General features: G+C 62.2%; 26 protein-coding genes and 1 tRNA gene. 19 read left to right on the forward strand and 8 right to left on the reverse strand.

All coding sequences use genetic code 11. The annotated features are described in order from the left end of the window. Positions 1–34 precede the first annotated feature (34 nt). Both BVG79_RS09095 and mgtE read right to left on the reverse strand, forming a co-directional pair. Entirely contained in the window at positions 35–601 is a 567-nt protein-coding gene (locus tag BVG79_RS09095; protein WP_085786607.1) for a 5-formyltetrahydrofolate cyclo-ligase, read from the reverse strand. Then, entirely contained in the window at positions 598–1,980 is a 1,383-nt protein-coding gene (gene mgtE / locus BVG79_RS09100) for a magnesium transporter (RefSeq protein WP_085786608.1), read from the reverse strand. Before mgtE ends, BVG79_RS09095 begins: the two co-directional genes overlap by 4 nt. Positions 1,981–2,083: 103 nt before the next feature. On the opposite strand from mgtE, the gene guaD reads away from it, so the two are divergent. Then, the gene (gene guaD, locus BVG79_RS09105; protein ID WP_085786609.1) at positions 2,084–3,388 is read left to right on the forward strand and encodes a guanine deaminase; all 1,305 of its coding nucleotides are present in this window, start codon (positions 2,084–2,086) and stop codon (positions 3,386–3,388) included. Here the strand turns inward: guaD and BVG79_RS09110 are convergent. After that, complete coding sequence (locus BVG79_RS09110) at positions 3,373–4,302, reverse strand: LysR family transcriptional regulator (protein ID WP_085786610.1); 930 nt, start codon at positions 4,300–4,302, stop codon at positions 3,373–3,375. The genes guaD and BVG79_RS09110 overlap by 16 nt on opposite strands. Before the next feature lie 160 nt (positions 4,303–4,462). Here BVG79_RS09110 and BVG79_RS09115 point away from each other — a divergent pair, with 160 nt between their 5' ends. The 9 genes from BVG79_RS09115 (at position 4,463) to BVG79_RS09155 (ending at position 12,743) form a co-directional block, all read left to right on the forward strand. Next, positions 4,463–6,064 carry an ABC transporter substrate-binding protein gene (locus tag BVG79_RS09115; RefSeq protein ID WP_085786611.1) on the forward strand — a complete coding sequence of 534 codons (1,602 nt, stop codon included), beginning with the start codon at positions 4,463–4,465 and terminating at the stop codon, positions 6,062–6,064. Between the two features lie 75 nt (positions 6,065–6,139). Further along, positions 6,140–7,243 carry an NAD(P)/FAD-dependent oxidoreductase gene (locus BVG79_RS09120; protein WP_085786612.1) on the forward strand — a complete coding sequence of 368 codons (1,104 nt, stop codon included), beginning with the start codon at positions 6,140–6,142 and terminating at the stop codon, positions 7,241–7,243. A gap of 13 nt (positions 7,244–7,256) precedes the next feature. Continuing rightward, entirely contained in the window at positions 7,257–7,613 is a 357-nt protein-coding gene (locus tag BVG79_RS09125) for a RidA family protein (protein ID WP_085786613.1), read from the forward strand. A gap of 16 nt (positions 7,614–7,629) precedes the next feature. Next, positions 7,630–8,637, forward strand: coding sequence for an ABC transporter permease subunit (locus BVG79_RS09130; protein ID WP_085786614.1), 1,008 nt, complete (start codon positions 7,630–7,632; stop codon positions 8,635–8,637). Between the two features lie 7 nt (positions 8,638–8,644). Further along, positions 8,645–9,538 carry an ABC transporter permease subunit gene (locus BVG79_RS09135; RefSeq protein WP_085786615.1) on the forward strand — a complete coding sequence of 298 codons (894 nt, stop codon included), beginning with the start codon at positions 8,645–8,647 and terminating at the stop codon, positions 9,536–9,538. 4 nt (positions 9,539–9,542) lie between these two features. After that, positions 9,543–10,379 (forward strand): ABC transporter ATP-binding protein, encoded by an 837-nt coding sequence (locus BVG79_RS09140; RefSeq protein WP_085786616.1) that lies wholly within the window; start codon positions 9,543–9,545, stop codon positions 10,377–10,379. Beyond that, on the forward strand, positions 10,376–11,215 hold the full coding sequence (locus BVG79_RS09145; protein WP_085786617.1) for an ATP-binding cassette domain-containing protein: 840 nt from the start codon (positions 10,376–10,378) through the stop codon (positions 11,213–11,215). The genes BVG79_RS09140 and BVG79_RS09145 overlap by 4 nt, the downstream gene beginning before the upstream one ends. Next, a complete protein-coding gene (locus tag BVG79_RS09150) occupies positions 11,212–12,297 on the forward strand; it encodes an alpha-hydroxy acid oxidase (protein ID WP_085786618.1) in 1,086 nt (361 codons plus the stop codon). The genes BVG79_RS09145 and BVG79_RS09150 overlap by 4 nt, the downstream gene beginning before the upstream one ends. Positions 12,298–12,323: 26 nt before the next feature. After that, complete coding sequence (locus BVG79_RS09155; RefSeq protein ID WP_085786619.1) at positions 12,324–12,743, forward strand: GlcG/HbpS family heme-binding protein; 420 nt, start codon at positions 12,324–12,326, stop codon at positions 12,741–12,743. 27 nt (positions 12,744–12,770) lie between these two features. Here the strand turns inward: BVG79_RS09155 and BVG79_RS09160 are convergent, their stop codons facing one another. The 3 genes from BVG79_RS09160 to BVG79_RS09170 all read right to left on the reverse strand — a co-directional run bounded on the left by BVG79_RS09160 (position 12,771) and on the right by BVG79_RS09170 (position 15,086). Further along, positions 12,771–13,586: an inositol monophosphatase family protein gene (locus BVG79_RS09160; protein ID WP_085786620.1), complete on the reverse strand. Its 816-nt coding sequence runs from the start codon at positions 13,584–13,586 to the stop codon at positions 12,771–12,773. Between the two features lie 66 nt (positions 13,587–13,652). Next, complete coding sequence (locus tag BVG79_RS09165) at positions 13,653–14,012, reverse strand: helix-turn-helix domain-containing protein (protein WP_085786621.1); 360 nt, start codon at positions 14,010–14,012, stop codon at positions 13,653–13,655. Between the two features lie 219 nt (positions 14,013–14,231). After that, on the reverse strand, positions 14,232–15,086 hold the full coding sequence (locus BVG79_RS09170; protein WP_085786622.1) for a LysR family transcriptional regulator: 855 nt from the start codon (positions 15,084–15,086) through the stop codon (positions 14,232–14,234). 109 nt (positions 15,087–15,195) lie between these two features. On the opposite strand from BVG79_RS09170, the gene BVG79_RS09175 reads away from it, so the two are divergent. After that, complete coding sequence (locus BVG79_RS09175) at positions 15,196–15,408, forward strand: DUF1127 domain-containing protein (protein WP_085786623.1); 213 nt, start codon at positions 15,196–15,198, stop codon at positions 15,406–15,408. Between the two features lie 220 nt (positions 15,409–15,628). After that, the gene (locus BVG79_RS09180) at positions 15,629–16,402 is read left to right on the forward strand and encodes a Bax inhibitor-1/YccA family protein (RefSeq protein ID WP_085786624.1); all 774 of its coding nucleotides are present in this window, start codon (positions 15,629–15,631) and stop codon (positions 16,400–16,402) included. A 55-nt stretch (positions 16,403–16,457) separates the two neighbouring features. Here the strand turns inward: BVG79_RS09180 and BVG79_RS09185 are convergent, their stop codons facing one another. Then, entirely contained in the window at positions 16,458–16,997 is a 540-nt protein-coding gene (locus tag BVG79_RS09185; RefSeq protein WP_085786625.1) for an NADPH-dependent FMN reductase, read from the reverse strand. 72 nt (positions 16,998–17,069) lie between these two features. On the opposite strand from BVG79_RS09185, the gene BVG79_RS09190 reads away from it, so the two are divergent. The 7 genes from BVG79_RS09190 (at position 17,070) to BVG79_RS09220 (ending at position 23,757) form a co-directional block, all read left to right on the forward strand. Next, positions 17,070–18,119, forward strand: a complete 1,050-nt coding sequence (locus BVG79_RS09190) for a lipoyl protein ligase domain-containing protein (protein ID WP_085786626.1) — start codon at positions 17,070–17,072, stop codon at positions 18,117–18,119. 107 nt (positions 18,120–18,226) lie between these two features. After that, a tRNA-Leu gene (locus tag BVG79_RS09195) sits at positions 18,227–18,311 on the forward strand. A 177-nt stretch (positions 18,312–18,488) separates the two neighbouring features. Then, complete coding sequence (locus BVG79_RS09200) at positions 18,489–18,827, forward strand: P-II family nitrogen regulator (protein WP_085786627.1); 339 nt, start codon at positions 18,489–18,491, stop codon at positions 18,825–18,827. Between the two features lie 63 nt (positions 18,828–18,890). After that, positions 18,891–20,297, forward strand: coding sequence for a type I glutamate--ammonia ligase (glnA, locus tag BVG79_RS09205; RefSeq protein WP_085786628.1), 1,407 nt, complete (start codon positions 18,891–18,893; stop codon positions 20,295–20,297). 108 nt (positions 20,298–20,405) lie between these two features. Further along, positions 20,406–21,713 carry an adenylosuccinate lyase gene (gene purB / locus BVG79_RS09210; protein ID WP_085786629.1) on the forward strand — a complete coding sequence of 436 codons (1,308 nt, stop codon included), beginning with the start codon at positions 20,406–20,408 and terminating at the stop codon, positions 21,711–21,713. 60 nt (positions 21,714–21,773) lie between these two features. Then, positions 21,774–22,799 (forward strand): flagellar motor switch protein FliG, encoded by a 1,026-nt coding sequence (locus BVG79_RS09215; RefSeq protein ID WP_198167836.1) that lies wholly within the window; start codon positions 21,774–21,776, stop codon positions 22,797–22,799. 58 nt (positions 22,800–22,857) lie between these two features. Next, a complete protein-coding gene (locus BVG79_RS09220) occupies positions 22,858–23,757 on the forward strand; it encodes a lysophospholipid acyltransferase family protein (protein ID WP_085786631.1) in 900 nt (299 codons plus the stop codon). Here BVG79_RS09220 and BVG79_RS13840 read toward each other — a convergent pair. Next, the gene (locus BVG79_RS13840) at positions 23,744–23,875 is read right to left on the reverse strand and encodes a hypothetical protein (protein ID WP_257789401.1); all 132 of its coding nucleotides are present in this window, start codon (positions 23,873–23,875) and stop codon (positions 23,744–23,746) included. The two genes, BVG79_RS09220 and BVG79_RS13840, sit on opposite strands and share 14 nt — an antisense overlap.

Raw genomic sequence — 23,875 nt, forward strand, 5'->3', positions numbered from 1 at the left:
GCCGCGTAAACCTGCGCGCGCGGGGCTGCAAGGGCTATCCGCGCAGGTCGATGATGCGGGTTTCGGTCACGATCAGGTCAAGCGGCTGGTCGTTGGGGTCGATCGGCAGGTCTTCGTCCAGCTGCGCATCATAGGCAAAGCCGATGGCGATGACGGGGCCTGCCGCGCGCAGGGCATGCAAGGTGCGGTCGTAAAAGCCGCCGCCATACCCCAGCCGCCGCCCGTCGGTCGCAAAGGCCAGCAAGGGCAGCACGACCACATCGGGGCGCACGAACGCGCCTTCGGCTGGCTCTTGCGTGTTCAGCGCGCCTGCTGCCAGCGCGCCGCCCGGTTGCCACGCACGAAAGCGCAGCGGGGTGGCGGGAGCGTCGATCACCGGCAGGCAGATGGTGCTACCTGCGCCATGCGCGGCTAGCAGCGCGGGCATCAGGTCGATTTCGGTGCGGATCGGCACATAGCCCGAGATGGTTTGCCCCGCAAAGTCCGCCAGTACGCTTTGCAGGTGCGCGGCGGCATCGGCGGGGGCTGCGGCATGCGCATCGGCGCGGCGCTGGGCGGCGGCGGCACGGGCGGCCGCCTTCATGTCGTCTGTATGTGTCATAGCAAGATCAGCGTCGCGATTCCAAGGAACGAGAAGAAGCCCACCATATCGGTGGTTGTGGTGACGAACGTGCCCGACGCCAGCGCCGGATCAAAGCCCAATTTATCCAGCAGCACCGGCACCAGCACCCCTGCCAGCGCCGCGACCACCATGTTGGTGATCATCGCCAAGGCCAGCGACAGGCCGAGCAAGCTGTTGCCGTAGCCAAACGTGCCGACCGCCGCCATGATCGCGGCAAAGACGAAGCCGTTGAACAGGCCGACGAACAGTTCGCGCCGGATGACGCGCAGCGCGTTGGACGAGGTGAGGTCATGCGTGGCCAGCGCGCGCACCGCCACCGTCAGCGACTGCGTGCCCGCCGACCCGCCCATCGAGGCGACCACCGGCATCAGCGCGGCGACCGCCACAACGGCGGCAATCGTGTGGTCGAACAGTCCCACGATCAGCGCGGCCAAGTTGACGGTGAACAGGTTGACGATCAGCCACGGGAAACGCTGCTTCACGGTTTCGAACGTCGAATCACTGATGGTTGCGCTTTCCCCGACACCGGCCAGACGCAGCATGTCCTCGGCGTGTTCTTCGTCCAGCACGTTCATGGCGTCATCGATGGTGATGACCCCGACGAGCCTTTCATTGGCATCGACCACCGGCGAGGAGATCAGGTGGTATTGGTTGAACGCGCGGGCGATGTCGCCTTCGTCATCGGTCACTTTGAAGGTGATGAACGTATCTTCGACGATGTCTTTCAGCAACGCATCGCGCCCCGATGACAGGATGCGCCCCAGCGTGGCCTGCCCGACAGGCCGCATGCGCGGATCGACCAGCACCAGATGGTAGAACTGGTCGGGCAAGGTGGGGCTGCTGCGCAGGAAGTCGATGGCTTCGCCCACGCTCCAATGCTCGGGGGCGCGGGCGACCTCGACCTGCATCAGGCGGCCGGCGGATTCCTCGGGGTAGGCCAGCGCCTTTTCGACCGCGACACGGTCGGATGCGGGCAGCGCGTCCAGCACCGCCTCTTGTTGGGCGGTGTCGAGGTATTCGACCAGATCGACGACGTCATCGGATTCCAGATCGCGGACGGCTTCGGCCAGTTGTTCGGGCGCCATCTGCGGAATAACCGCATCGCGCAGGTTTTCGTCCAGTTCCGACAGCACATCGCCGTCAACAGCCGAAGGCGCCAGTTCCAGCAGCGCGCGGCGGTCGCGGCCATCCAGCTGTTCGATAAGGTCGGCGATGTCGGCGGGGTGCAACGGGTCCAGCAGGGCTTCCAGCGCGGGGGCGTCTTCGGCCTCGATCGCGTCCAGCGCCTGATCGAAAATGCGGGGACTGAGGCCGAAGTTGTCCTCGGACTCGAGGGTCTTGTCTTCGGTCTGGTCCATGGGCCGCTCCTTCTGCCGTTCGCGCAAGCATAAAGCACCGTTTAGGGGCAGCAAGAGCGCTGCGGTGATTTACGTTTCAGGCGTGTGTGCATAGAGTTGTTTTATGACAAAACAACTGCTTCTTGGTCAGGTGCTGTCGTTTGACGGCAACCCGTTTGAAACCGAATGGGCCAGCGTGGCCCGCCACATCCGCCACGGCGGCGTTCTGGTCGAGGGCGGGGTGATCCGCGCCGTTGGCGAGGCGGGGGATTTGCGTGCCGCGCACCCCGATGCGCGCGTGACCGATTACGGGGCCGCGCTGATTTCGGCGGGGTTCATCGACACGCATATGCACTACCCGCAGACGGGCATTATTGCCAGCTGGGGCAAGCGGCTGATCGACTGGTTGAACACCTATACCTTCCCCGAAGAATCGCGGTTTGCCGACCCTGCCTATGCCGCGCAGATGGCCGAACAGACGCTGGATCTGGCGGTGGCGCATGGCACGACCACGCTGGTCAGTTATGGCACGATCCACCCCGCCAGCGTGGACGCGTTTTTCACCGCCGCCGCGCGGCGCCAGATGCGTGTGGTCGCGGGCAAGACCTGCATGGACCGCCTAGAGACTACGCCGGACTTTTTGCGCGATACCGCCCAATCAGCCTATGACGACAGTAAGGCGCTGCTGGACAAATGGCACGGTACGGGCCGCGCGCTTTATGCGATCACGCCACGCTTTTCGCCGACCTCAACCGAGGCACAGCTGCGCGCCTTGGGCGATTTGTGGCGCGAACGGCCCGAGGCGCTGATGCAGACCCATCTTTCCGAACAGGTGGACGAGGTGGAATGGGTCAAGGGCCTTTACCCCCAATCGCGCGATTATCTAGACACCTACGAGGCCTTTGGCCTGCTGGGTGAAGGCGCAATTTATGGCCACGCCATCCACCTGACCGCGCGCGAGATTGCCCGCATGGCCGAGGTCGGCGCGGGCCTGGCCCACTGCCCCACGTCAAACACCGTGCTGGGGTCGGGGTTGTTCGACATGCCTGCGCTGGCGGCGCAGATGCGTGTGGGGATTGCGACAGACACGGCAGGGGGCAACAGCTTTTCCATGCTGCGCGTGATGGCCGCGACCTACGAGATCGCCCAGTTGCGCGGCACCGCCTTGCACCCCGCGCAGCTGATGTGGCTGGCGACCGAGGGCGGCGCGCGTATTTTGCGCCAAGAGGGTCGCATCGGGCATCTGGGCGTCGGGGCAGAAGCCGATCTGACAGTGCTGGATCTGTCCTCGACCCCCGCCATCGCCCAGCGCGCCGCCCGCGCCGGTGATTTCTGGGAAGCGCTGTTCCCCACCCTGCTGATGGGCGATGACCGCGCCATTACAGCCGTGTGGGTGAACGGACAGCTGCAGCCTCAGCCCAGCGCGTAGGGGGTTTCGCCCTCGTGTTCATAGCGGAGCGCGATGGCGTTCAGCGCGTCCATGACGTGGTCTCGGATCAGGTCCGAGGCGATTGAAACCGGCCGGTTGCGCGGGCGCAACAGCCACAGGTCGAGGTGCTCGACCGGCCGGATAAGACGGCGCAACACGCGCGTTTCGTCGTATTCCATGCCTGCAAACGGCGGCACGATGCTGAGGCCGACATTGTTCGCCACCATCAGCGCGGCGGTTTCGGAATGGGGGGCCTCGACCCTGCGGCTGACCGATACGCCGCGCACTTGGAACGCGCGGCTGGCGTTGCTGAAGGTGCAATCGCCCGTCGGCAGCGAAATGAAGGGCTGTTCGCGCAGGTCGTCGATGTCGAGGATGGCCTTGGCGCCCAGCGGGTGCCCCACGGGCAGCAGGCACACCAAGGGGAAACTGCGGACATGTTCCACGTGGATATCGGGGTGATCCACCGCCATCGAGGTCAGGCCGATGTCCACCTGCCCCGCCGCGACCAGATCGGTCACCTGCGGCGAGGATCGTGATAAAATCTGCAGATGCAGATCGCTGAGGTCGCGAATCCCCTGCGCCAGCACCTGCGGCAGAAAGCGTGTCGCAAGTGCGGGCGGTGCTGCAAGCGACACCTCGCCGACCTGATTGTTGCGGATAGCGGTGATAAATTCAGCAATTCTGCGGCTTCCCGAAAAAAGTCGCGCGACCTCCAGCTCGAGCAGTTGGGCCTCGCGCGTGGGGACAAGTTGGCCGCCGCGCCGCTGAAACAGGCCGAAGCCGCATTCGTCCGACAGCGCCTTCATCAGCTTTGAAATTGCAGGCTGTGTAATACTTAGACGTGCCGCCGCGCGGGTGGCCGATCCGGTTTCCATCACGGCGTGGAATGCTTCCAGCTGACGAATGTTCATCGCGGGCAATATATCCTTTGGTTATATTGACTGTCGAATAATGAATTTGACTTTCATGTTACACGAAAAAAAGAATGGATTACCAACAAAAATAACGTGCGGGTGCGGTCGACGCCGTGAACCGCATGCTTTCACAACCGTGCATTCAGGGAGCATATGAATGAAAAAGACATTCGCCATGGCCGCCGCGCTGGCAGCCCTGTCGGCACCGGCCTTTGCCGGAACGCTGACGGTCTGCCTTGAAGGCTCGCCCGAGATTTTCAACCCGCAACTGACCAGCAGCGGCACCACATCGACCGTTCTGGGCCAGATTTACGACAATCTGGTCGAGGTCGAGCGCGGCGGATCGCAGATCGAGCCTGCACTGGCCGAAAGCTGGGATGTCAGCGAAGACGGGCTGACCTATACGTTCCATTTGCGCCAAGGTGTGAAGTGGCAGTCGAACGACGCCTTCAATCCGACGCGCGATTTCAATGCGGACGACGTGGTCTTTACCTTTGCGCGCATGATGGACGATGCGAACCCGTACCATTCGGTCAGCGGCGGCAGCTACATCACTTTCAACACCAAGCTGGCAGATGCGCTGGCCAGCGTCGACAAAATCGACGATTACACCGTTGCCTTCACGCTGAAAGCGCCGCTGGCGCCGTTCATCGGTATCATGGCGCACGGGTCGATCGCGATGACCTCGGCTGAATATGCCGACGTGCTGCTGGCCGCGGGCAAGGCCGATGATTTCGACCGCAACCCGATCGGCACCGGCCCGTTCCAACTGCAGGCCTATCAGACCGATGCGATCGTGCGGCTGATCCCGTTCCATGACACATGGGGCGAGGCTGCGGGCATTGCCGAGAACACCCCGATGGTCGATGCCATCATCATGGCGATCAGCGCGGATGCATCGGTGCGGGTGCAGCGCGCGCTGGCGGGCGAATGTGCCATCGCCTACTACCCCAACCTTGCCGACGCCCCGCTGATCGAAGACAGCGAGACGGTCGATCTGGTGCCGGCCAAGGTGGCCTCGTCGGGGTTCATCACGTTCAACCAGACCGTGGACAAGTTCCAGGACATCCGCGTGCGTCAGGCGCTGGCCCATGCGATCAACATGGAACCGCTGGTCGAGACGGTGTTCAACGGTATGGGTCACCTGACCGGCGCCGTCATCCCGCCGACCTTCTGGGGTGCGGCCGATCTGGCGCCCTATAGCTACGACCCCGAACTTGCCAAGCAGCTGCTGGCCGATGCGGGTTTCCCCGATGGGTTCAGCACGCAGATTTGGGCCATTCCCGTCTCGCGGCCCTACATGCCCAACGGGCGCCGCGCGGCCGAGATGATCCAAGCCGACTGGGCAGCCATCGGCGTGAACGCCGAGATCGTCACCTATGAATGGGCCGAATATATCCAACGCTCGCGCGCGTTCGAGGCGGAAGTCGGCATGTTCGGCGGTATCTGGGACTTCCCCGATCCCAGCCAAATTCCGAACAACTACTTCACTTGTAACAGCGAAGGCACGCCCAGCCCGTCGAACATCGGCCACTGGTGCAACCCTGAATTCATCAGCGCCATGCAGCGTGCTGGTGAGATTACCGATCAGGACGAGCGCGCCGCGCTTTATGTGCAGGCGCAGAACATTCTGTACGATGACTTCGCCGCGGTGATGTTCGGCGGCGCAGATCAACTGATGGCTGTATCGAAATCGGTATCGGGTTTTGTCCCGGCAGTCTTCGGCTCTAGCCGCATGTCGGGCGTTACGGTCGAATAACGGTTTGCGGCCCGCGCTACTGCGTGGGCCGCGCCCGCCCCGGCGGATTTTCCGGGAAACACAAGGAAATTGAAGATGCGCGCAATTGTAATTGGCGCGGGCATGTTCGGGGCGAGTACAGCCCTGCAACTGGCCCGTCGCGGTGTTCAGGTCACGATTTTTGACTTTGCCCATCAGGGCAAGGCCACCATGGCGGGGGCGGGTATCGTTTGCCCGTGGGCGACCCAGGTCGAGGAGCCCGAATGGTACGAGATGTACGCCGCCGGTGCCCGCTTTTACGATACGCTGATCGGCGATCTGACCGCCGCGGGCGAGGTTGATCTGGGCTACCGCAAGGTCGGCGCGCTGGTCACATCACAAGATGCTGGCGACATGCAGGCCGCTGGCGAACGCATTGCGCGCCGCACCGCCAACGCCCCCGAGGCAGGTGACGTGCGCTTGCTGAGCGCGCGCGAGGCGCAAGAGAAATTCCCCATCCTGCGCGACAATCTGGAAGCATGGCTAATCCCCGGCGGCGCGCGTGTTGACGCGCGGCTGCTGTCGGCCGCCATGATCCGGCAGGCCATCGCCCATGGCGCGGTGTTCCACAACGATTACGTGACACTTGTCGCCAAAGGCGACGGCTATGTCGTGCGCGACGGCACCGGCACCTTGCACGAAGCGGACGAAATCATCGTCGCAGGTGGCGCATGGGCCTCGCAGATCCTGTCGCCCATCGGTGTGGCGCATCCCGTCAAGCCGCAAAAAGGCCAGATCGTTCACCTGCGTCTGGCTGGCGTTCAGACCAAGGAATGGCCCGTACTGCTGCCCATGACCAGCCACTATATGCTGGCCTTTGATGACAGCCGCGTCGTTGTGGGCGCCACGCGCGAAAACGACATGGGCTTTGATTACCGTGTCACCGCCACCGGCCAAGCCAGCGTGCTGGAAGCAGGCATGGCCATCGCCCCCGGACTTGCCAATGCGGAAATCATCGAGACCCGCATCGGCTTTCGCCCCGCTGGCCCGTCGATCAAACCGATCTTCGGCCGCGTTCCGGGTGCACAGGGGCTTTCGGTTGCCAACGGCCTTGGGGCTGGCGGCATCTCGATCGGGCCGTTCGCGGGCAAGTTGATGGCCGATGTGGTCACCGGCGCCACGACCGAAGTGCCCGTCGCCCCCTATGCCCCCACCCTCTGATAAAGGAAAAACCATGATCAAGCATTTTCGCAAATCCGCCCACCTGCATGGCGCAGTCCAACACAACGACACGCTGTACATCAGTGGTCACGCCGCCCATGATCTGACGCAAGACATGGCAGGTCAAACGCGCGAGATTTGCGACAAACTGGATGCACTGCTGGCCGCCTGCAACTCGGACAAGTCGCTGCTGCTGCAGGCCCGCATCTATGTGACCGACATGAGCCAGAAAGAGGCCATGAACAAGGTCTGGCTGGATTGGCTGGACGGGATCGACCTGCCCACGCGCGCCACCATTGGCGTGTCCGATCTGGGCGACCCGCGCCGCCTGATCGAAATTGCCACGGTTGCAGCCGTGCGCGAAGCGTAAGGATACCTGACGGCTCATGCTCCGCTTTCTTTTCCGCAAGCTGGTGGTGATCGTTCCCGTCTTAATCGGGATCACGATCGTCTCGTTCGGCTTCGTCCGCATCCTACCGGGCGACCCTGTCATGCTGATGGCAGGAGAGCGGGGCTTGACGCCAGAACGTCACGCCCAGTTGATGGCCGAATTCGGCTATGACCGGCCACTGCTGGTGCAGTATTTCGACTACCTTGGAAACGTGCTCACGGGCGATTTTGGCAATTCGCTCATCACCAAAAAGCCCGTGCTGTCCGAGTTTCTGACACTTTTTCCCGCCACAATCGAACTCGCTATTGTCGCTGTGGTTCTGGCCGCGTTGATCGGCATTCCGTTAGGGGTGCTGGCCGCCGTCAAGCGTGGGTCGTGGTTCGACCAAATCGCCATGAGCGTCGCGCTGACAGGCTATTCCATGCCCATTTTCTGGTGGGGCCTGCTGCTGGTCATCCTGTTTTCAGGCACGCTGGGGTGGACGCCCGTATCGGGGCGTATCGGGCTGCAATACTATTTCCCCAACCCTAGCGGATTCATGCTGTGGGACGCGGCAACATCAGGACAAAAAGGGGCGCTAATCTCGGCTATACGGCACCTGATCTTGCCCTCGGTCGTGCTGGCCACCGTGCCGATGGCCGTTTTGGCGCGCCAGTCACGCTCGGCCATGCTCGAGGTTCTGGGCGAAGATTACGTCCGCACCGCCCGCGCCAAGGGCCTGTCGCCGCTGCGCGTGGTCGGACTGCACGCGCTGCGCAACGCGCTGATCCCCATTGTCACCACGCTGGGGCTGCAAATCGGGGCGCTGCTGACAGGGGCGATCCTGACCGAGACGATCTTTTCATGGCCGGGCATTGGCAAGTGGATGGTCGATAGCATCTCGCGCCGCGACTATCCGGTTGTGCAAGGCGGGCTGCTGCTGATCGCCGCCATCGTCATGGCCGTCAATCTGTTGGTCGATGTGCTGTACGCCGTCATCAACCCGCGCATCCGCCATAAGTGAGGCTGACATGAGCGAGACAACCGTTTCCCCCGCCAAACCCGTCGGCCCACTGCGCGAGTTCTGGTTCGGCTTTTCGGCAAACCGTGGCGCGGTGCTGGGGCTGATCGTCTTTGCGCTGCTGGTGCTGGTCGCGATTTTCGCACCGCTGGTCGCGCCGCACGATCCGACCCACCAATACCGCGACGCCTTCCTGACCCCCCCGTTCTGGCAAGAGGGCGGGCGCGCCGAATTTCTGCTGGGCACCGACGCCGTCGGGCGGGATATTCTGTCCCGCCTGATCTGGGGCGCCCGCTATTCGCTGTATGTCGGCCTGCTGGTCATCACCATTGCGCTGCTGTGCGGCGTGTGTTTGGGCATGATAGCGGGCTATGTCGGCGGCTGGGTCGATACCGTCATCATGCGTGTAATGGATGTGATTTTGGCCTTCCCGTCGCTGCTGTTGGCGCTGGTGCTGGTGGCCATTTTGGGGCCGGGGCTGACCAATGCGATGATTGCCATCGCGCTGGTGTTGCAGCCGCACTTCGCCCGCCTGACGCGCGCGGCCGTGCTGTCGGAAAAGGGGAAAGACTATGTCACCGCGCTGCGTGTGGCGGGCGCATCGCCCCTGCGCCTGATGTTCGTCACCATTTTGCCGAACTGCCTGTCGCCCGTTGTGGTGCAAGCCACCCTGTCGTTTTCTACCGCGATTTTGGATGCGGCGGCGCTGGGCTTTCTGGGCATGGGCGCGCAGCCCCCAACCCCCGAGTGGGGCACAATGCTGGCCGATGCGCGCGAGTTTATTTTGCGGGCGTGGTGGGTTGCGACCTTCCCGGGCCTTGCCATTCTGGTGACTGTTCTGGCGATCAATCTGGTGGGCGATGGCCTGCGCGATACGCTTGACCCCAAGCTGAAGAAAGGGTGAGGCCATGGCGTTGTTGGACATCCAAAACCTCTCGGTCACGTTTCCGACGGCGGCGGGGCCGTTCAAGGCGGTCGACGGCATCGACATCCGCGTCGAGCAGGGCGAGATTCTGGCCATCGTGGGCGAGTCCGGGTCTGGGAAATCGGTCTCGATGCTGGCGGTGATGGGGCTGCTGCCGCCCGCCGCCAAAATCACCGCCGACCGGATGCTGTTTGATGGGCAAGACATGCAGGCCCTGCCCGCAAGGGCACGGCGCAAGATCATCGGGAAAGACATCTCGATGATTTTCCAAGACCCGCTGTCGTCGCTGAACCCCAGCTTTACCGTCGGTTTCCAGCTATGTGAGGTGCTGCGCCTGCATCTGCGCCTGTCGCGCAAGGCCGCTGCCGACCGCGCGGTGGAATTGCTGCAGGCCGTTGGCATCCCCGACCCAGCCGCCCGCATGTCCAGCTATCCGCACCAGATGTCGGGTGGGCAGTGCCAGCGCGTGATGATCGCCATGGCCATCGCCTGCCGCCCCCGCCTGCTGATCGCGGACGAGCCGACCACCGCGCTGGATGTGACGATCCAAAAGCAGATCCTTGATCTGCTGGGCAACTTGCAACGCGAAACCGGTATGGGGCTGATCATGATTACCCACGATATGGGGGTTGTCGCCGAAACCGCCGACCGCGTCGTCGTCCAGTACAAGGGCCGCAAGGTCGAGGAACAAGGCGTGCTTGAGCTGTTTTCCACCCCGCGCGCGCCTTACACCCGCGCGCTGCTGGCCGCCCTGCCCGAAAACGCCACCGGCCTGCGCCTGCCCACGGTCAGCGCCCTGATGGAAGGGGATGCGAAATGAGCGATATCGTTCTGAAGGCCGACGGGCTGATCCGCGAGTACACTTCCGGCGGGGTTTTTGGCGGTAAAAAGGTGAACCGCGCCCTCAAAGGGATCAGCCTGCAACTGGAACGCGGGCGCACTTTGGCGGTTGTGGGCGAAAGCGGCTGCGGGAAATCCACCCTCGCCCGCATTCTGACGATGATCGATGCGCAGACCGACGGAACGCTGCAAATTTGCGGGCAAAACGTTGATCTGCGCCAGCACAAGCCCGATGCCGCGCTGCGCCGCAAGGTGCAGATCGTGTTCCAAAACCCCTATTCATCGCTGAACCCGCGCCAGAAAATTCTGAACGCCCTCACTGAACAACTCTATCTGAACAGCGACGATACGGCGGCCCAGCGCCGCGACAAAGCCCTAGCGATGTTAGATCGCGTTGGGCTTGGTCCCGAGGTTGCCAACCGCTACCCGCATATGCTGTCGGGCGGTATGCGCCAGCGTGTGGTCATCGCCCGCGCGCTGATGGTGCGCCCTGAAATCGTAGTGCTGGACGAGCCTGTTTCGGCACTTGACCTGTCGGTGCAGGCGCAGGTGCTGAACCTGCTGCGCGACCTGCAGGATGAAATGGGCCTCAGCTACGTGTTCATCAGCCATGACCTGTCGGTTGTGCGCTATCTGGCCGATAGGCTGATCGTGATGAACGCAGGCGAGATTGTCGAGGAAGGCCAAGCCGCCGATATTTTCGCCGCCCCGCAACACCCCTACACCCGCAAGCTTTTTGCTGCGACGCCCTCGGCCAGCGTGGAGGCTATCCGCACCCGCCTGACGATGCGCCACAGCGCAGGACAAAATGCATGAGCACCACACCCATCGATAACCGTTACGCCACGACCCAGCGCTTTACCACCAACACCGGCATTCGCCGCGCCGCGCGGCAAAACTGTTCGGACGAGGTCTGGAACTATCTGAACTGCGGCACCGGCGACGAGGTCACCTTGCGCGCCAACACCGCCGATTTTGACAAGTTGCAATGGAACACGCCCCTGTTCGCCGGTGTCGCGCATCCCGACACGACGACTGAATTTCTAGGGCATCGCCTGTCGTTTCCGGCGTTGATCGCGCCCTTTGGCGGCGGCGAATACATGCTGGATGCCGAGGGTCACCGCGCCACCGGCCGCGCCGCCCGCGATGTCGGCATTCGCCAGATCGTCCCCGTGGCCGCGGCCCATACGCTAGAGGATATCGCCCAAGCCACCGGCGTCGCGCAGATGTTCCAGATCACGTTCGTGGGGGATGTCGGCGCGGTGGTCGACATGATGCACCGTGCCAAGGCAGCCGGATACGAGCAGATCGTTGCAACCTATTCGCCCATCCGCCAATGGCGCGAGCGGATGATGGAAGACCGCACCCGTTTCGCGGCCGGTAAAAGCGATGCGAACTTTGGCCCCGGCCTGTCAGACCCCGCGGCGCTGCACGAACAGCTCGCCTTCACGCGCCCCCGCTGGGGGTGGGCCGAGGCGCGCGAGGCGATCGCCCGCGCCCCCCTGCCAATCATCGTCAAAGGGGTGATGACAGCCGACGAGGCGAAACAATCTCTCGATGCCGGTGCGGCGGGGCTTTACGTGTCGAACTACGGCGGGCGGTCGATCGACCGGCAGCGCTCGGCCATTTCGGCGCTGCCGCATGTGCGCGCGGCGGCGGGGCAGAACGTGCCAATCATTTTCGACAGCGGAATCCGGCGCGGGTCGGACATTGCGGCAGCTGTTGCGCTGGGGGCGAATGTCGTCGCACTGGGGCGCGCCGTGGGTTACGGCCTGGCCGCCGACGGCGAAGCAGGCGCGCGCCGTGTGTTAGAGTTGCTCCGCGACGAATACTGGACAACACTGGGCCATCTGGGCTGCGCCACCACCGCAGACCTTGGGCCGGCCTGCTTTCTTTGACGTTTTACACCAGAAGGGATCACATCGTGAAATCCATCCTGCGCCTTGATATTGATGACGCGCGTATTCTGATTGCGGGCGCGAATGCCGCAGCTGACGAGATCGGCGTGCCCATGTGCATCGCCATTATGGACGAAGGCGCCAACCTGCTGGCGTTCGAGCGGATGGAGGGCGGGAAAGTCTCGTCCAGCACCATCGCGATCGACAAGGCTTTCACCGCCGCTGCGGCCAAGCGGGCGACCCATGAATACGGCGCCGCCAGCCAACCCGGCGCGCCTGCATACGGCATCAACAGCGCCATCGGCGGACGGCTGATGATTGTCGCGGGTGGCGTGCCGGTGGTGCACGAGGGCGAGGTGATCGGCGCGATTGGCATTTCCTCGGGCACGCCTGCGCAAGACCGTGCTGTCGCCGAAGCCGCCATCGCACACTGGCTTGCCCGCTAAGACAGGCTTGTCCGGTAAGATTGCGCGTTAGCTGGCGGTCGACAAGATCGCCAGCGCCTCGGCGTGGATCTGGGGATTGGCGGCGGCCAGAATGCGCCCGCCCTGCCACGCGGGGCCCCCTTGCCAGTCGGTGACGATACCGCCTGCGGCCTCGATCACCGCGATGGGGCCTTGCACGTCGTAGGGCTGCAGGCCCGCCTCGATCACCAGATCGATCTGACCGGCGGCCAGCATGGCATAGGCGTAGCAATCCATCCCGTAGCGCACCAATTGCGCGCGCGCGGCCACGGCTTGAAAGGCAGCGCCTTCGGTGGGGGTGCCGACTTCGGGGAATGTGGTCATTACGATAGCCTCGGCCAACGCGCGCGGGGCATGGGTTTGAAGCGCGCGCGTGCCATGCGGACCTGCGCATTCGGCTTGCCCGAAACCGCCTGCAAAACGCTCGCCAATATAGGGTTGGTCGACGATACCGAACAGCGGGCCCTGATCATCCGATACTGCGATCAGCACGCCCCAAGTGGGCGCGCCCGCGATATATGCGCGAGTGCCGTCAATCGGGTCCAGCACCCATGTGAGGCCCGTTGTGCCCGCTTTGGGGCCGAATTCTTCACCCAAGATCGCATCATCGGGGCGTAGACGGGCCAGAATGTCACGCATGGCCTGTTCGCTTGCACGGTCGGCAATGGTGACGGGGTCGTAAGCCATCCCGCGCAGCGCGCCTTTGTTATCTGCCGCGACTGCTGTGCGGAAGTATTGCAAGGTGACGGGCCGCGCCGCATCTGCAAGGCTGTGGGCCACCCCCCGCAATTCGGCCGAGAGTTCGGGTGTGATCCGATGTGTCATGGGCGCTCCTCCGACAGGGTTTTCCTAGCCCTATCGAAGCGTGCCGGAGGGGTCAATAAAGGCGGGCTAGGCTGCGTCGGACAAGACACGCGCCAGTTCGAAAATATGGCGGCGCTGTTCTTCGGGGATCGCGTAATACGACCGCAGCAGCTCCATTGCCTCGCGGCCCCACAGTTCCTCGTCGACGGGATGTTCATCAACTGCGGCATCGCTCATCCCCTCGTAGAAATACGAGATCGATGTGCCAAGGGCATGGGCGATTTCCCACAGGCGCGAGGCGCTGACGCGGTTTGCCCCGGTTTCGTACTTTTGGATCTGTTGGAATTTGATGCCGACATGTTCGGCCAACTGCTGCTGTGTCATGCCGATCAACCAGCGCCGCTGCCGGATGCGTTTCCCGACGTATACATCAACCGAATGTGCCAAAGGCGTTCTCCAACATTTCAACTATCACGTGTTCCGGCCTGATAACCCAAGCGAAACGCACAAAATTCGAGTCACCTTCTCGCACTTAACGCATGACGGCGTCATCATAGCTTTTTGTACAACTGGCCCTGTCTGGATGGCCGAAAATCGCTTATAAATAGGCGATTTATCGCGCAAATCCGGTAGGAAATATGTGCAAATGCCGCTTGTATTGGCAGATCAACCCACCGCGTAGGCGCGGCGGATCAGATCAACCAAAGCGGTAACAACAGCCCCCTCGCCATGCACCGCATGATAGAGGTTAATGTTGAAAGCACGTAGTTCCGGCAGGGCGCCGTTGTGGGCAATACGCTCGAGGTGCGGCGGCTCGGCCCCCTCGATATAGGTATGCACCGCCAGATCGGCACTGACGGTCGCTTCAATTGTCCGTGTGGATTCGCTGCTGACCACCATCTGCCAATCGATGCTGTTGGCATCCAAGCGGCGCTGCACGAAAGACCGGAAAATGCAGGCGCGTTCAAACGCCAAGGGCAGCGGCCTGCGGGTCCACGCCGACCCGCCCGGTGCGCCGACCCAGATCAGCTCGCGCTGGGCCAGCGTCTCGCCGCCCTCGCCCAGCTCGTCCTCGGTCGTCAGCATCACGTCGATTTCGCCGCGGCGGAACTGTTCTTTCAGCATCAGCGTGAAGTTCGAGATCAGGTGAATTTGCACGCGGGGAAAATCGCGGGCGAATTGCTGCAAGACGCGCGGGATGACGGGGTAGATCACGTCTTGAGGCACGCCCAGCGTCACCTCGCCCTCGTAGGCACCGGCGTTCAAGCGGGCGTATACCTCGTCGTTCAGGGCGATCAGGCGGCGCGCCTGCGACAAAAGCTGATCGCCCGCCCCTGTCAGCGCCAGCCCGCGCCCGGCCCGTTCAAACAGCGACACGCCAAGGCTGTCTTCCAGCCGCCGCAGCTGCATCGAAACCGCCGATTGCGTCAGGTTGAGCAGCCCCGCCGCACGCGTGACGCCGCCATTTTCGGCCACCGCCACGAACGAGCGCAACGCCGTAAGATCCAGATTGCGCGACATATCACGATTCCTGATTCAACACCTGACAAACATTCATTTTATTTATGTCAGCCGTGACGTTAGAGCAAGCATGCGGAATTTGCCGCAGCCATCCATAAGGAATCACGACATGGCACTGACCCATGCAATCGCCAGCTCTCTTCCCGCCAGCCGCGGCTTTTTCGCCCGTATCGTGCTTGCGCTGCGCGTGCGCCAGGAACGTCGCCATCTGGCTGAACTGGATGATGCGCTGCTGGCCGACATTGGCCTGACCCGGACGCAGGTGCAAGACGAGGCGAAGCGCACGATGTGGGATTTGCCCTATCAGCGCAGCCCCCGCTAATACCGCGATAATCCAGAAAAATATGCAAAATGCCGCCATTGATGGGCGGCATTTTTGTTAACGTTGCGCCACTTCACGATTCGTTACGAAAAATCCGGCGGATTTGGCCTGAAATTCTTGAAATGACAGGCTGCATCCCCGATATTACTGGCGTAGCGCCAGAATCCCCTAGTGGGCCTGGCGCATATGTATTGTTGCGCGATTTTGGCTGGAGGACTCTATGGCACAATTCGACACGATCCGCACCACGGCGGGTGTACGCGCCGGTGTGATCGACCAGGGCCTTAAGGCCCACATGAATAAAGTTTACGCGACCATGTCGATTGGCATGATCATCACCGGTTTGGCCGCTTGGGCCGTATCGGGGTTGGCTGTCACCAATGTGGCCACGCAGTATCAGCTGGGTACAGGTCGCTACCTGACCGAGTTTGGCTATGCCCTGTATGCGACCCCGCTGAAGTGGGTGATCATGCTGCTGCCGATCGGGATGGTCTTTGCCTTTGGCGCGCTGATCAACCGCCTGTCCACCGCTGGCGCGCAGCTGTTCTTCTATGCCTACGCCGCCGCGATGGGTCTTTCGCTCAGCTCGATCTTCCTGGTGTTCACGGGCACCTCGATCGTGCAGGTGTTTCTGGTGACGGCAATCGCTTTCGCGTCGCTGTCGCTGTACGGCTACACGACCAAGCGCGACATCTCGGGCTGGGGCACCTTCCTGATCATGGGCGTTGTGGGTCTGCTGCTGGCCTCGATCGTCAACATCTTCTTGGGCTCGGGCCCGCTGCAGATGGCGATTTCGGCCTTGGGCGTTCTGATTTTTGCAGGTCTGACCGCCTATGACACGCAAAACATCAAGAACACCTATGTGCAGCACGCTGTGCATGGCGACACCGAATGGCTGGGCAAAGCCGCTATCATGGGCGCGCTGAACCTGTATCTGGACTTCATCAACATGTTCATGATGCTGCTGCAACTGTTCGGCAACCGTCAGGAATAACCTGCGGGTCATTGAATAGGAAAGGCCGGGCATTTGCCCGGCCTTTTTTATTGTATCACAGGCTTGCGGCAAATCCGGCGAGGAAGGCTTGCAACTGCTCGCGCACCTTGTCGTCTGTCAGGTTGCCGTCGGCGTCGAACGATCCGCCCGCGCGCGATACCATCAGCTTCGCCTCGTACCACGGTTGCATCCCCAAGGCGCGCATGACGGGTGTCCAGTGCGCTTGCGCCAGCACCGTGCCAAAGCCCCCCGGCGATGCGCCGATCACGGCCACCGGCTTGCCTTTGAAATACCCCAGGCCCGGGCCGCGCGACATCCAGTCCAACGCGTTTTTCAGCACGCCCGGAATACTGCCGTTATATTCGGGCGACACCAGCAGCAGCCCGTCGGCGGCGGCCAGCGCCTCTTGCAGGACCTGAACCGAGGGCGGCAGGCCTTCCGCAGCCTCCAAATCGCCATCGTAAAGGGGCACATCGGCGATATCGCCCGCAGTGATCTGCACGCCATCCGGCGCCCCGTCGATAGCCGCGCGCAACAGCCCCGCGTTGAACGACGCGCGCCGCAAGCTGCCTGCGATTCCCAAAATGCGGGTCATATGTTCCCCTCGTCAGCAGTGGTTGATGTTCGTAAGATAGCCGGACTGTGTAGACGTTGAAGGACAAATGCAATGCATGGCGAATACAAGGTTCCGGGTGGAAAACTGGTGGTCGCAGATCTGACCGTGGCCGATGACAAGCTGGTCGATGTGCACATCTCGGGCGACTTCTTTCTGGAACCCGCCGAGGCGCTGGAGGACATTATCGCGGCGCTGACCGGCCTGCCGGCGGATATGTCCGCCAGCAAGATGACCGCCGCCATTGAAGATGGCCTGCGCCCCGGCGCGGCGCTGGTCGGCTTTGCCGCCGGTGATATCACGACAGCGGTGCGCCGTGCGCTCGGCCTCAGCAAGACGTGGCTGGATTTTGACTGGCAGATCATCGACGGCGCGCCCGAATCGCCTGCCATGCATCTGGCGCTGGACGATGTGCTGGCGCGCGAGGTCGCTGCCGGTCGCCGCAAGCCGACGCTGCGCTTTTGGCAATGGGATCGCCCCGCCATCATTATCGGTAACTTCCAGTCGCTTTCGAACGAAGTCGACTTGGAGGCGGCCGATGCATTGGGGATTCAGACGGTGCGGCGCGTAACAGGCGGCGGCGCGATGTTCGTCGAGCCCGGTTCGGCCATCACCTATTCGCTCTACGCGCCCGAATCACTGGTGTCGGATCTGGATTTTGCCGGATCTTATGCGTTTTTGGACAGCTGGGTGCTGAAGGCCCTGAACGCGCTGGGCGTGGATGCGTTCTACAAACCCCTCAACGACATCACCAGCGCCAAGGGCAAGATCGGCGGGGCCGCGCAAAAGCGGTATTCGGGCGGGGTGGTGCTGCACCATGTCACAATGTCCTACGACATGGACGCCAATAAAATGCTGCAGGTTTTGCGCATCGGCCGCGAGAAAATCTCGGACAAGGGGATTACCAGTGCGGCGAAACGGGTCGATCCTGTGCGCAGCCAGACCGGCCTGTCGCGCGATGCGGTGATCGACAGCATGAAGCAGACCTTCCGCACGCTGAACGGCGGCAGCGACGGGGCCATCACCCCTGAGGAGCGCGCGGCGGCCGAAAATCTGGCCGAAACCAAGTTTTCTGACCCCGCTTGGCTGCGCCACGTCCCTTGAAAACCACATAATTGCGCTGTGGCCGTCGAGTCACGTTGCCGCATGGTGCGCGCAACGTCTTGACGTGCGGCAGTTCTGCGTCAATAAGGGCGCCGTCAAGCGCGTGTGCGGGCGTGGCGAAATTGGCAGACGCAGCAGATTTAGGTTCTGCCGCCGAGAGGCGTGGGGGTTCAAGTCCCTCCGCCCGCACCATCTTAGCGCTTTGACAAGCAAGTTTCCAAATTGCCCCATTTTGAAGCTTATTTGCCTATTTTTTAGGCATCACCCAACGCATCACCTGTGATTTATGGGCTGTTTTCATCGCGACAGATTGAGGCGGAACCGCCCTTGTGATCTTGCATAAGTAGCAAGTTTAGACGGGAGCCGAACATGAAAAAGATCGAGGCGATCATCAAGCCTTTCAAGCTGGATGAGGTGAAAGAAGCGCTTCAGGATATCGGCGTCCAAGGGCTTTCTGTCGCTGAAGTCAAGGGGTTCGGGCGCCAGAAAGGTCACACTGAACTGTACCGCGGCGCCGAATATGTCGTCGACTTCCTGCCCAAAGTGAAAATCGAGGTGGTGCTGCCTGACGAACAGGTCGAGGCTGCGATCGGCGCGATTATCACCGCTGCCAAGACCGACAAGATCGGCGACGGCAAAATTTTTGTCTCTCCGGTTGAACAGGCCATTCGCATCCGCACTGGCGAAACCGGCGACGACGCGCTCTAACTATCGGCATTGCCGGGGCGCGAATCCAGGCCCCGGGATATATCTTCCGAAAGGATATCGAAGATGACCACTTACAAGCTTCTGGAAATGATCAAGGAAGAGGATGCGGCTTACGTCGACGTCCGCTTTACCGATCCCAAGGGCAAACTGCAGCACGTGACCGTCGTTGCCGATCTGGTGGACGAGGATTTCATCGAAGAAGGCTTCATGTTCGACGGCTCGTCGATCGCTGGCTGGAAGTCGATCGACCAGTCGGACATGAAACTGATGCCCGACAGCGACAGCGCCTATGTCGACCCCTTCTACGCCGAGAAAACCATTGCAGTGCACTGCAACGTGGTCGAGCCCGACACCGGCGAAGCTTATTCGCGCGACCCCCGTTCGATCGCGCTGAAGGCTGAAGCCTACCTGAAGTCCTCGGGTATCGGCGATCCGTTCTACTGCGGCCCCGAAGCCGAATTCTTCCTGTTCGACGATGTCCGCTACTCGGTTACCTCGAACAAGGTTTCGTTCCAGGTCGACGGCGTTGACGCCGCATGGAACACCGACACCGAATATGAATCGGGCAACATGGGCCACCGTCCGGGCGTCAAGGGCGGCTACTTCCCCGTGAACCCGATTGACGACGCGCAAGACCTGCGCAGCGAAATGCTGTCGACGATGAAGCGCATCGGCATCAAGGTCGACAAGCACCACCACGAAGTGGCATCGGCACAGCACGAGCTGGGCATGATCTTTGGCGGCCTGACCGAACAAGCCGACAACATCCAGAAGTACAAGTACATCATCCACAACGTGGCCCACGCCTACGGCAAGTCGGCCACCTTCATGCCCAAGCCCATCTCGGGCGATAACGGTTCGGGCATGCACGTGAACATGTCGATCTGGAAAGACGGCAAGCCGCTGTTTGCTGGCGACAAGTATGCCGACCTCAGCCAAGAAGCCCTGTACTTCATCGGCGGCATCCTGAAGCACGCCAAGGCGCTGAACGCGATCACCAACCCGTCGACCAACAGCTACAAGCGTCTGATCCCGGGCTTCGAAGCCCCCGTTCTGCGCGCGTACTCGGCCCGCAACCGCTCGGGTTGCGTCCGTATTCCGTGGTCGGAATCGCCCAAGGCCAAGCGCGTCGAAGCTCGCTTCCCCGATCCGTCGGCGAACCCCTATCTGGCCTTCGCAGCCCTGTTGATGGCTGGCCTCGACGGGATCAAGAACAAGATCGACCCGGGCGCTGCGTCGGACAAAGACCTGTACGACCTGCCGCCGGAAGAACTGGCCGAAATCCCGACCGTTTGCGGATCGTTGCGCGAAGCGCTGACCGAACTGCAAGCCGACATGGACTTCCTGACCGCTGGTGACGTGTTCACCAAGGACCAGCTGGAAGCCTATATCGACCTGAAGTGGCAAGAAGTGTACGCCTACGAGCACACCCCCCACCCGGTCGAATACAAAATGTACTACAGCTGCTAATCCGCAGCCGGTTTACGGGAAAGGGCGCCGCAGGGCGCCCTTTTTCATTGCCCACAGGGGCCGCGGCGCTTATGACGCGGCCATCCCCTACCAACCAAAGGCCCGCCGATGATCCCGCGCTATTCCCGCCCCGAAATGGTTGCTATTTGGTCGCCCGAGACCAAATTCAAAATCTGGTACGAGATCGAGGCCTATGCCTGCGACGCGCAGGCCGAGTTGGGGGTGATCCCGAAGGCCAATGCCGAGGCTGTCTGGCGCGCCAAGGATGTCGCTTTCGACGTCGCCCGCATTGACGAGATCGAGGCTGTCACCAAGCACGACGTCATCGCCTTCCTGACCCACTTGGCCGAACATATCGGCGCCGAAGACGCCCGCTTTGTTCACCAAGGCATGACCAGCAGCGACGTGCTGGACACCACGTTGAACGTGCAATTGGTACGCGCCGCCGACATTTTGTTGGCTGATATGGACAAAGTGCTGGTCGCGCTCAAGCGCCGCGCCTTTGAACACAAAGACACCGTCCGCATCGGCCGCAGCCACGGCATCCATGCCGAGCCGACCACGATGGGCCTGACCTTCGCCCGCTTCTACGCCGAGATGGACCGTAACCGCGCCCGCCTGCAAGCCGCGCGGGCGGAAGTTGCAACTGGCGCAATTTCGGGCGCAGTCGGCACCTTTGCCAACATCGACCCCTATATCGAAGAACATGTCTGCAAAATGCTGGGCCTGACGCCAGAGCCGATTAGCACCCAAGTCATCCCGCGCGACCGCCATGCGATGTTCTTCGCCACGCTGGGCGTCATCGCCAGCAGCATCGAAAACGTCGCGATCGAGATTCGCCACATGCAGCGCACCGAGGTGCTGGAGGCCGAGGAGTTCTTCAGCCCTGGCCAAAAGGGCAGCTCGGCCATGCCACACAAACGCAACCCCGTGCTGACCGAAAACCTGACCGGCCTTGCGCGCCTTGTGCGCATGTCGGTCACGCCCGCGTTGGAAAACGTCGCCCTTTGGCACGAACGTGACATCAGCCACTCCTCGGTCGAGCGGGCGATTGGACCCGACACGACCATCACGCTGGATTTCGCGCTGAACCGCTTGGCCGGCGTCATCGAAAAGCTGGTGATCTACCCCGAGAACATGCTGAAAAACATGAACAAGTTCAAAGGTCTTGTCATGTCGCAGCGCGTATTGCTGGCGCTGACGCAGGCCGGTGTCTCGCGCGAGGATTCGTACCGCCTGGTCCAACGCAACGCGATGAAGGTTTGGGAACACGGCGCGGACTTCAAAACCGAACTGCTAAACGACCCCGAAGTCACCGCCGCGCTGACACCTGCCGAAATCGAGGAAAAATTCGACCTCGGTTACCATACCAAACACGTCGACACGATTTTCCGGCGCGTTTTCGGCGAAACGTAACCACGCCTTAACCTTGCGGGGCGCAGGATGGACGAAAGTGTCCCAATCCGGTGCCCCGCAGTGCAACACATCGACCACTATTCCCGCGCCAGTAAAGCAGCCATCGTTGTGCAGGCCCTACTGCGCGAGGGGCAGACGCCCCCCCTCGCCCGCCTGCCCGAAGATGTGCAGGTGCGATTGACCCACGAAATCAGTAACTTGCGGCTGGTCGATCGTGCGACCGTCAATGCTGTTGTCAGCGAATTCATCGACGAGTTGGAAGGGCTGGGGCTGGCTGCGCCGACCGATATGGAAGGCACGCTTGCCGCCGTGGCCCAGCACCTCAGCCCCGGTGCCGCAGCCCGCCTGCGGTCCGAGGCTGCGGCCCGCGTTGGCAGCGACCCTTGGGCTCAGATCCGCACCATGAAGTCGGACGAATTGGCCGCCCCCCTCACCCGCGAGAGCATCGAGATCGCCGCCGTTATCCTGTCGCGCCTGCCCGTCAACCGCGCGGCCGAGGCGCTATCGCTAATCCCGGGGGATCGGGCGCGGCGCGTGGCCTTGGCCTTTTCGCGCGCGAACCATGTCAGCCCCTTGGCGCTGCACCGCATCGGACAAGCCATCGTGCGCGACTATTGCGCGGTCGAAGCCCCTGCATTTGACCGGCCGCCTGACCAGCGCGTCGGGGCGATTCTGAACGCCAGCACCCAGCGCACACGCGATAGCGTGCTGAAGGGGCTGGGCGAGGACGATCCGGCCTTTGCCGATCAGGTCCGCAAGGCGATCTTTACCTACGCGCACATCCCTGCGCGCCTGCACCCGACCGACGTGCCCAAGATTTTGCGTAAGATTGACCCGCCAGATCTGGCGTTGGTCATCGCCGCAGCCGATGCCGATACACCAGAGGCGCAAACAACCGCCTATTTGCTGGCCAACATCCCCCAGCGCTTGGCGGATTCCCTCCGCGAGGAAGCTGCTGCGCTGGATGCCCCGCGCAAGTCCGAGGTCGAAAAAGCCATGGGAATCATCGTCTCGACACTGCGCGAGGCGGCGGATCAGGGCGAGATCAGCCTAATGCGGAAGGGCGACGAGGATGAGGACGCCTGAGGCTTGCACTTGGGGCTATTCCTTGCGTATCACGGGGGCACATTAACGGCGGACCCCCATGGCCAAGACCCAATCATCCGATGTGCCCGAAGGTACTTTTGCCGACCTAGCGACAGACCGGACGTTGCGTGCGCTGTTGGCGCTGGCCCGCGCGCTGCCCTATGCGCGGCGCGTGGCGATGATGGGGTGGATTACGCGGCATATCATTGGCCCTTTGGCAGGTTACCGCAAGCGGGCGCTGGTCAATCTGGCGATGATTTACCCCGAAATGCCGCCCGAACGCCGCCGCGAGATTGCCGATACGGTGCTGGACAATATGGGCCGCACCCTAATCGAGAACTACTCCAGTGGCGCGTTGGACAAGCAACTGCAAAGCACCCAGATCACCGGCGAGGGGCTGGCTGCACTGGCCGAGGCAAAGGCTGCAGGGCGGCCCGTGCTGTTCCTGACAGCGCATTTTTCGAATTACGAAGTACCGCGCCATATCTTGCATCGGATGGGCTACACGATTGGCGGCATCTATCGCCCCATGCGGAACCCGTATTTCAACAGCCACTATGTCCAAACGATGGAAGGTGTGTCCGGCCCCGTCTTTCCGCAGGGACGCCGTGGCACGATGGGCTTCGTGCGCCACCTGCGCGCGGGCGGCATGGCGACACTACTGTTCGACGTACATGACCTGAATGGGACGCAGATTTCTTTTTTGGGTCAACCCGCGCTGACATCGCTGTCGGCGGCGGAAATGGCGCTGAAATTCGATGCACTGCTGATTCCTTACTTCGCGACGCGCACTCCCGATGGGTTGAACTTCACCGCCGTGCTGGAAGCCCCCATCCCCCACAGCGACCCCGTCACGATGATGACGATGGCGACCAAACGGCTGGAGGCGCGAATTGCTGCGACCCCCGGGCAATGGTTCTGGGTTCACCGCCGCTGGAAGGCGCCTAAAAGCGCATAAAGCGGCGCAGGAATCGGGTCAGCTGTTGGGCGCTGCGCATTTGTCGGCCACCGCCCGATTTGCGTGCCAAGATGGGCAGTAGGATGCGCTGCGCCAACATCATCAGAATTCGCGGCAT

Source organism: Ketogulonicigenium robustum (assembly GCF_002117445.1).
GTDB lineage: Bacteria > Pseudomonadota > Alphaproteobacteria > Rhodobacterales > Rhodobacteraceae > Ketogulonicigenium > Ketogulonicigenium robustum.

Excerpts from the sequence above, each read along its gene's own strand:
- BVG79_RS09095 (WP_085786607.1), bottom strand. The coding sequence starts at position 601 with ATGACACATACAGACGACATGAAGGCGGCCGCCCGTGCCGCCGCCGCC.
- mgtE (WP_085786608.1), bottom strand. The coding sequence starts at position 1,980 with ATGGACCAGACCGAAGACAAGACCCTCGAGTCCGAGGACAACTTCGGC.
- guaD (WP_085786609.1), top strand. The coding sequence starts at position 2,084 with ATGACAAAACAACTGCTTCTTGGTCAGGTGCTGTCGTTTGACGGCAAC.
- BVG79_RS09110 (WP_085786610.1), bottom strand. The coding sequence starts at position 4,302 with ATGAACATTCGTCAGCTGGAAGCATTCCACGCCGTGATGGAAACCGGA.
- BVG79_RS09115 (WP_085786611.1), top strand. The coding sequence starts at position 4,463 with ATGAAAAAGACATTCGCCATGGCCGCCGCGCTGGCAGCCCTGTCGGCA.
- BVG79_RS09120 (WP_085786612.1), top strand. The coding sequence starts at position 6,140 with ATGCGCGCAATTGTAATTGGCGCGGGCATGTTCGGGGCGAGTACAGCC.
- BVG79_RS09125 (WP_085786613.1), top strand. The coding sequence starts at position 7,257 with ATGATCAAGCATTTTCGCAAATCCGCCCACCTGCATGGCGCAGTCCAA.
- BVG79_RS09130 (WP_085786614.1), top strand. The coding sequence starts at position 7,630 with ATGCTCCGCTTTCTTTTCCGCAAGCTGGTGGTGATCGTTCCCGTCTTA.
- BVG79_RS09135 (WP_085786615.1), top strand. The coding sequence starts at position 8,645 with ATGAGCGAGACAACCGTTTCCCCCGCCAAACCCGTCGGCCCACTGCGC.
- BVG79_RS09140 (WP_085786616.1), top strand. The coding sequence starts at position 9,543 with ATGGCGTTGTTGGACATCCAAAACCTCTCGGTCACGTTTCCGACGGCG.
- BVG79_RS09145 (WP_085786617.1), top strand. The coding sequence starts at position 10,376 with ATGAGCGATATCGTTCTGAAGGCCGACGGGCTGATCCGCGAGTACACT.
- BVG79_RS09150 (WP_085786618.1), top strand. The coding sequence starts at position 11,212 with ATGAGCACCACACCCATCGATAACCGTTACGCCACGACCCAGCGCTTT.
- BVG79_RS09160 (WP_085786620.1), bottom strand. The coding sequence starts at position 13,586 with ATGACACATCGGATCACACCCGAACTCTCGGCCGAATTGCGGGGGGTG.
- BVG79_RS09170 (WP_085786622.1), bottom strand. The coding sequence starts at position 15,086 with ATGTCGCGCAATCTGGATCTTACGGCGTTGCGCTCGTTCGTGGCGGTG.
- BVG79_RS09175 (WP_085786623.1), top strand. The coding sequence starts at position 15,196 with ATGGCACTGACCCATGCAATCGCCAGCTCTCTTCCCGCCAGCCGCGGC.
- BVG79_RS09180 (WP_085786624.1), top strand. The coding sequence starts at position 15,629 with ATGGCACAATTCGACACGATCCGCACCACGGCGGGTGTACGCGCCGGT.
- BVG79_RS09185 (WP_085786625.1), bottom strand. The coding sequence starts at position 16,997 with ATGACCCGCATTTTGGGAATCGCAGGCAGCTTGCGGCGCGCGTCGTTC.
- BVG79_RS09190 (WP_085786626.1), top strand. The coding sequence starts at position 17,070 with ATGCATGGCGAATACAAGGTTCCGGGTGGAAAACTGGTGGTCGCAGAT.
- BVG79_RS09200 (WP_085786627.1), top strand. The coding sequence starts at position 18,489 with ATGAAAAAGATCGAGGCGATCATCAAGCCTTTCAAGCTGGATGAGGTG.
- glnA (WP_085786628.1), top strand. The coding sequence starts at position 18,891 with ATGACCACTTACAAGCTTCTGGAAATGATCAAGGAAGAGGATGCGGCT.
- purB (WP_085786629.1), top strand. The coding sequence starts at position 20,406 with ATGATCCCGCGCTATTCCCGCCCCGAAATGGTTGCTATTTGGTCGCCC.
- BVG79_RS09220 (WP_085786631.1), top strand. The coding sequence starts at position 22,858 with ATGGCCAAGACCCAATCATCCGATGTGCCCGAAGGTACTTTTGCCGAC.
- BVG79_RS13840 (WP_257789401.1), bottom strand. The coding sequence starts at position 23,875 with ATGCCGCGAATTCTGATGATGTTGGCGCAGCGCATCCTACTGCCCATC.